Source organism: Microcoleus sp. T3_B1 (genome assembly GCF_036700445.1).
Lineage (GTDB): Bacteria > Cyanobacteriota > Cyanobacteriia > Cyanobacteriales > Microcoleaceae > Microcoleus.
This window is the reverse complement of record NZ_JAUBOX010000157.1, coordinates 1-6672: the sequence shown is the minus strand read 5'-3', so window position 1 is coordinate 6672 and position 6672 is coordinate 1. Positions and strand designations below refer to the sequence as shown.

5 protein-coding genes are annotated in these 6672 nt (G+C 44.4%); 3 read left to right on the top strand and 2 right to left on the bottom strand.

The features are described 5' to 3' along the window. Positions 1-58: 58 nt before the first annotated feature. Both sfsA and QT990_RS35065 read right to left on the bottom strand, forming a co-directional pair. Positions 59-799: a DNA/RNA nuclease SfsA gene (gene sfsA / locus QT990_RS35070; protein WP_333466364.1), complete on the bottom strand. Its 741-nt coding sequence runs from the start codon at positions 797-799 to the stop codon at positions 59-61. Positions 800-873: 74 nt separating this feature from the next. Continuing rightward, positions 874-2043, bottom strand: coding sequence for a DUF3095 domain-containing protein (locus tag QT990_RS35065; protein ID WP_333145341.1), 1170 nt, complete (start codon positions 2041-2043; stop codon positions 874-876). Between the two features lie 67 nt (positions 2044-2110). Between QT990_RS35065 and murJ the strand changes: the two genes are divergently transcribed. The 3 genes from murJ to QT990_RS35050 all read left to right on the top strand — a co-directional run. After that, positions 2111-3724: a murein biosynthesis integral membrane protein MurJ gene (murJ, locus tag QT990_RS35060; RefSeq protein ID WP_333145342.1), complete on the top strand. Its 1614-nt coding sequence runs from the start codon at positions 2111-2113 to the stop codon at positions 3722-3724. Between the two features lie 570 nt (positions 3725-4294). Next, entirely contained in the window at positions 4295-4414 is a 120-nt protein-coding gene (locus QT990_RS35055) for a sulfotransferase (RefSeq protein WP_333145343.1), read from the top strand. Positions 4415-4972: 558 nt separating this feature from the next. Continuing rightward, positions 4973-6672: DUF4347 domain-containing protein (locus QT990_RS35050; protein ID WP_333145344.1), on the top strand; the 1700-nt coding region annotated here is incomplete at its 3' end.

The window sequence follows — 6672 nt, the reverse complement described above, 5'->3', positions numbered from 1 at the left end:
TTTTAGTAGGCATTGACTTTTTATAAATATCATCATATTATACTATGCAATATGCGTTTTAGATGCTGAACAGCTTATAAAGATTTAGCTTCGCCAATCCCAAATACCGAACACCTTCCGGTGTCACGTCAAACCGACAAGGCAAAACCTCTACACCTTCACTTATAGCCTGTCTGAACAATTCTCCGTAAAGGCGATCGGCACTATCCCCCGGAGCAAAATCCGTACAATCCCCGCGATTAATAAAATACAGCATTACAGCTCTCGAGCCCTGCCGCACCACTTCCATTAATTCCCGCAAATGTTTCTGTCCCCTCTCCGTAACTGTATCGGGAAATAAAGCCAACTCCTCTTTTACCCAAGTTGTATTTTTCACTTCCAGAAAAATCGGTTTTTCCTCACCAGTTAGCCAAAAATCCACTCGACTTTTTTTATCAGTGCCGTAAACAACCTCCGGTTGAATTAAACTGTAATTGCCCAACTCTGGAAACAATTTCAATTCCAAAGCTAATTTAACTACTCGATTGGGTAGCCCAGTATTAACTCCCACCCAAGTTGGCACAGTGTCGCAAACTTTAATTAATTCCCAAGTATAAGCTAACTTGCGTTTAGGATTGTCGCTGGGAGATACTAGCACTGGATTGCCGGGAATCAAAACACCTGTCATCGGGCCCGTATTCGGACAGTGCGCGGTGATGATTTCTCCCGAATCTAGTTCTATTTCGGCAAAAAATCGCTTGTAACGTTTGATGAGAATTCCGGGTAAAAGAGGAGGATATTTGTAAATTAAGTCAGTCATTCGATTTGAGGTTTTAGATTTTAGATTTTAGAGTGAGGCATCATAGCATGAAACGACGGTTTGTAGTAAGGACTTTAGTCCTGCATTCTTTGTTTCATATCCTTAGCAGCTAAAGCATAACCTCCATCAGCACCGTCTATAAAATGCACTTGGCGACCGTTGCGTTCAAACACCAGACAAGTCATCAACGCTCTGTCAGAAACGTGCAAACCGTAAACCAGCTTGCCTTCTCGGTAATTCCTTTCCAAGTACCCCGTCAATTTTTTTCGCCGCCACTCATTGCCCGAAATTACCATTCTCAACATATCATCAAATTTGCGGTAATCCGTAGCTGCGATCGCAATATCTTTATAAACTCCCCAATCTAACTCTTCTGTCTTAACCTTCAAATTCATTAGTAGCGAACCAAGCGCCGTCTCTAACTGTATTTTTGATAAATACATCTGGCGGTCTAACCAACTAGCATTGCTCGCCCTAACTAGAGTTTCTTTAATCAGCTTGGTGCTATTAAGTGTCAATTTAAGGTTTTTACTATCGATAGGATTTAAACAATTTTCCTTGCCGTAAATGTAGTTAATTTTTTTGATAATTTTTCTATATAATTGATGACTTTGCTGACCAAAATCTTCTCGCACCATTACCAGCAGCGTTACTATTTCCCCATACTTGCTGGGAATATCCTGCCACCGGCATTCCAATCCCGAAAAATCGGCTGTTGCAGAAATGCCCTTATTTTTAATACTGTAAATATTACCAGGCGCCGGATCTTTAATAAGTTCAGTAGCACGAGTTAAGCCGCCGCCACTAAAAACAGCTTGGCTGTAATTTTCTGAAACTTTAAACTTAGCTATTTTAACCGGATAATTAGCTGCCACAACTTGAACCGGGACGGCCCCAACTCGCAAATCCATGTCAAATTGAGTCTTAGCCATTTGTTGAGTGGCCAGCAAAGCAATCTTAGCAGCGGGTAAAAGCGATGGCCCCATTAAAAGAGAAGCGCCGTCGCCACCAAACACAAACGGAATCTCAGTTTTGCCGGCGATATTCAAAACAGCAACGATCGAACAAGCCCCCAATAAGTTAACTTCTTTGTATTTTCCCGCTTCAATCGCTTTTGTAGAACCGCGAATATCTGTGACAACAATGTACCAATCATCAGGTACGTCAACAAAATTACCCAGATCGGTAATCTTGATAAAATTGTTCAGTAAAGGTAATTGGGAATAGAAGTTTTCTGAATTCATGTTATCATTCTCCCGATTCGCGATTAAAATAAGTGAATCCTTTTAGCATTAGCGTTTGTAACCATTTGTGTCCCAATTACAGAAGCCCTCTCGTTCCCTCGCAGGGATTGCCGGCATTGTCGCACTCGCCACTCTAATTAGCAAAGTCTTTGGATTGGTGCGCCAAATTGCGATCGCCGCAGCCTTTGGAGTCGGTGTCGCCGTCGATGCCTACAACTACGCCTACGTCATCCCTGGTTTCTTATTTATTTTGCTCGGAGGGATTAACGGGCCATTTCACAGCGCCATAGTCAGTGTTTTAGCCCGCCGGGATAAAAAAGAAGCAGCACCCTTAGTCGAGACTATCACCACCTTAGTCGGCGGCTTGTTGCTGTTGGTGACGATCGCTTTAGTTATTTTTGCCGATCCGCTGATTGATTTGGTGGCACCGGGATTAAATAGAACAGCAGAAGGTTTACAAATTAAAGCAATTGCCGTCCAGCAATTTCGGATTATGGCGCCGATGGCATTACTTTCAGGCTTAATCGGCATTGGTTTCGGCACTCTCAACGCTGCCGATATGTACTGGCTTCCTTCGATTAGCCCTTTATTTTCTAGCGTTGCACTTGTCGGCGGTTTGGGGATTCTCGCAATGCAACTCGGAGACAAAATAACTCAGCCAGAATTCGCACTAATGGGCGGCTTAGTGTTAGCTTGGGGAACTTTAGCGGGCGCAGTTTTGCAGTGGTTGGTGCAACTGGTGGCGCAGTGGCGCGCCGGCTTGGGAACATTGCGTTTGCGGTTTAATTTTAAACGGCCGGGAGTGCAAGAAGTAATTAAGGTGATGGTTCCTGCGACCTTATCATCAGGAATGCTACAAATTAATGTTTATACTGACCTATTTTTCGCATCCTACATCCCTCAAGCTGCCTCTGCGATGGGTTACAGCGGCTTGTTAGTTATGACGCCTTTAGGCATTATTTCTAATGTAATTTTAGTGCCCTTTCTGCCGATATTTTCTCGCCTCACCGATCCGAGAGATTGGCCGGAATTAAAAGCTCGAATTCGTCAATCTTTAATTTTGACTGCCCTTACGATGCTGCCCCTGAGCGCTTTAATGGTAACGCTGGCTGAGCCGATCGTCCGCGTGGTTTACGAACGCTATGCTTTCGATCGAGAGGCCTCGGAGTTTGTCACGCCGATCTTGATGGCTTACAGTATTGGAATGTTTGTGTATTTGGGACGCGACGTTTTGGTACGGGTATTTTACGCTTTGGGAGACGGAGAAACCCCTTTTCGCATCAGTATTATCAATATCTTTTTAAACGGTCTTTTGGATTATTTGTTAGTAGGAGCCTTTGGCGCGCCCGGATTAGTTTTGGCGACGGTGGGAGTGAATCTTATTTCGATGATTATGCTTTTGTACTGTTTAAATAAAAAGCTGGGTGGCCTGCCTTGGGGGGAGTGGAGTTTGCCTTTTCTGGGGTTAACTTCTGGCAGTTCTCTAACTGCTTTCGTTACCTTGGCTACTCTGCAAGCGTGTCAAAGAGTTTTGGGTACTGAAGGTTTGGTAATTCAATTAGTGCAGTTGAGTGTGGCAAGTTTTGTAGGGTTAGGGGTTTTTGCCCTGTTTGTCAGTCAGATGAAGTTGCCGGAAGTTGATATGTTTGTCGATCGCATTCGCGGTCGTTTTCGCAAATAAACATCCGAAATTGGCTGCAGATTCCAGGAATCAACAAAAGTACGCGCGTGCGAAGCTATCCCGTAGGGAATCGCCCGTTGAGTAAAAAAAGACCATAAAGGGCGATCGTCCTTAAATCCAAATCAACACTCATCCGCGTCCATCCGCGTAAATCCGCCACCATCTGCGGTCAAAAATTCCAGAGTAATTAACAAAGGCGATGTCTAGATTCTCAAGATATCGTCAACCTTTATGCTGTCTGGCAAAATAGCCAATAAAATTCCGCTAAAACAAATAAACCCTCATACCCACAGCCTCTCTTGGATGCCTAAATTATGTCCTCATGGCAAAGATCCGACTTTTCCGACTTTAAGATCCGACTTTTCCGACTTTACAGAGGCAGGGGCCCGAAGCAACGATAGAGATAGAGATAGGGAAAGCCAACCCACGATGTCTAGATTGTAAAGATATCGTAAACCTGGATGTTGTGTTGGGAAGTGTTAAATAAAAGTATGCTATAAAAGATATGTCTGTGGTATGATACATTTAGGTTGCATCTCATGTTAAGGGAACCATTCCGCCACGAGGCCAGTGAACTCCCACTTCATATCAGGACTACCCCGATCAGGCTCTACTTTACTGGCTGCACTACTACGACAAAATCCCCGGTTTCATGGTGCTATGACATCCCCTCTTGGGGGCGCAAGCTGAGCGAATGTTCTCAGCCATGACCGAAGATAATGAGTTTTCCATATTTATTTCCCCTGAACAAAAACAGGCACAGCCTATTACCACCCGCCAACTGATCGAGAAGTGATCACCGACACCAATCGCCGGTGATGCAGCAAATTGTCATTAATTCTGGAACTATTTCCCGAAGCCAAAGTTATCTACTGTGTCAGAAACATCGCTTGAATTATGGACTGTATCGAGCTACTAATTCGCGGTAACGCCTTTGATGTTTCCAGGTTATTTAATCCTCCAGCGGAACGGGCTAACAATTTTACCGCCCGATTTATTTAAGCAAGAGAACTAATAAGCTGTTCGGCATTTAAAGGACTTGCGTAAGGTGCGTCAGCATCTAAGGTTTTCCGTTTCAGCGTAAGGGTTCGCGAATGACGCACCCTACTAGCCTCGTTACTGGTTTAAATGCTCCACAGCTTAAATTATTCAGTCCTCATAGCGAGCACTTAAGATTTGAGGCGGGGGTTTCAACCCCGGCCGGACTTGGATGTAAACAATATATAGATATTAAGGATGTCAGGAATTATGAACCTACCAATCGCGAACAAGCAACTTATTTTCGTTGACTCCTCTGTACAAGATTATCAAAGCCTGATCCAAGGCGCAGATGCTAACGCCAAAATAGTCATTTTAGATGACAAGCGTAGTGGCCTTGAACAAATTACCCACGCACTGGCGGGGGAAAGTGATATTGCGGCAGTTCACGTAGTTTCTCACGGTAGTTCCGGCACGCTAAATCTGGGTACAGATATATTTAATAAAGAACTGTTAGAAAAAAAACTCGAACACTTGCAACAGTGGGGAAAGGCTCTCTCTTCAAACGCCGATTTCCTTTTATATGGTTGCAATGTTGCAGCAGGCGCGATCGGACTTGCTTTCATTCATCGCATTGCCGAAATCACCCGCGCAAATGTCGCAGCTTCTAGCACAAAAATAGGGAACATCAGACTAGGAGGAAACTGGAACTTAGACGTACAAATCGGCAAAATAGCTGCTTGGCTACCATTCCAACCCGCAGCGCTATCAGCTTACAGTGGCGTGTTAGCTACCTATACCGTTCTGCCAGGAGATGTCTCAAATACGGGTTCCGGTTTGAATGGAGGATTACTTTGGGCAATTAACCAAGCTAATAGCACAGCAGCAAATGATATTATTAACCTAGCTTCCGGCAGTACCTACACCCTAACAGCTCTGAACAATACAACCGGAGGCAATAATGGTTTACCAGTAATTTTAGGTACCAGCACTGGTGGCACATTAACAATTACTGGCAATGGAGCCACAATTACACGCAGCGGAGCAGCACCCAGTTTCCGCATCTTCAATGTTAACTCCAGCGGTAACTTAACCCTAGATAATCTTACTGTTAGTAATGGTCTAACTTCAGCAGGCGGTTCTGCCGGGGGACTATACCTTAATAGCGGTGCTATAGCAACAATAAATAATAGCACGTTTAGCAACAATCAAGGTTTATCTGATGGAGGTGCAATTTTTAATGGCAGTGGTCAATTAACTATTAATAATAGCACTTTTACAGCTAATTCAGCGCAAGCAAGCGGCGCAGCTATTACTATGAGTGGTGGCACCGCAAACATCAGCAATTCAACATTTTCTGCTAATACCGCCAAAAATGATGGGGGAGCTATCATCACCTATAGCGGAGGAAATACCACGATTGTCAACTCAACAATTACAAATAATACGGCTGATAGTGATGCCAACAACACAGGGAACGGTGGTGGAGTTCTTAATGTAGGTGGAAGTGCAACGACAGTCAGAAATACCATTATTGCTGGAAACACTGATAGTTCTCCTACTACTAAAAACCCTGATGTAGCTGGTACATTCAGTGACGGGGGGGGGAATTTAATTGGTAATAATACAGGGAGCACCAGCTTTACAACGAGTACCAAAGTAGGCACAAGTGGAAGTCCCCTCAATCCTCTCTTAAATGCCCTAGCTAACAATGGTGGCCCTACTCAAACCCATTCTTTGCAAGCCGGTAGCCCAGCCCTTGATGCTGGTAATAACGCTAACGCCAGTAGTTTAACCTTAGATCAGCGCGGGACAGGTTACAGCCGAATCGTGAATAGTACAGTTGATATCGGTGCCTATGAAGATCAAACACCTGACACCACACCACCGACAGCCACCACTTTCACCCCCGCAGATAACGCCACCGGTGTTGCAGTTGCTGCTGATTTAGTCGTCACCTTGAGTGAAGC

What these genes read in the sequence shown, in the direction of transcription:
- sfsA (WP_333466364.1), bottom strand. Translation starts at nt 799, where the DNA reads ATGACTGACTTAATTTACAAATATCCTCCTCTTTTACCCGGAATTCTC.
- QT990_RS35065 (WP_333145341.1), bottom strand. Translation starts at nt 2,043, where the DNA reads ATGAATTCAGAAAACTTCTATTCCCAATTACCTTTACTGAACAATTTT.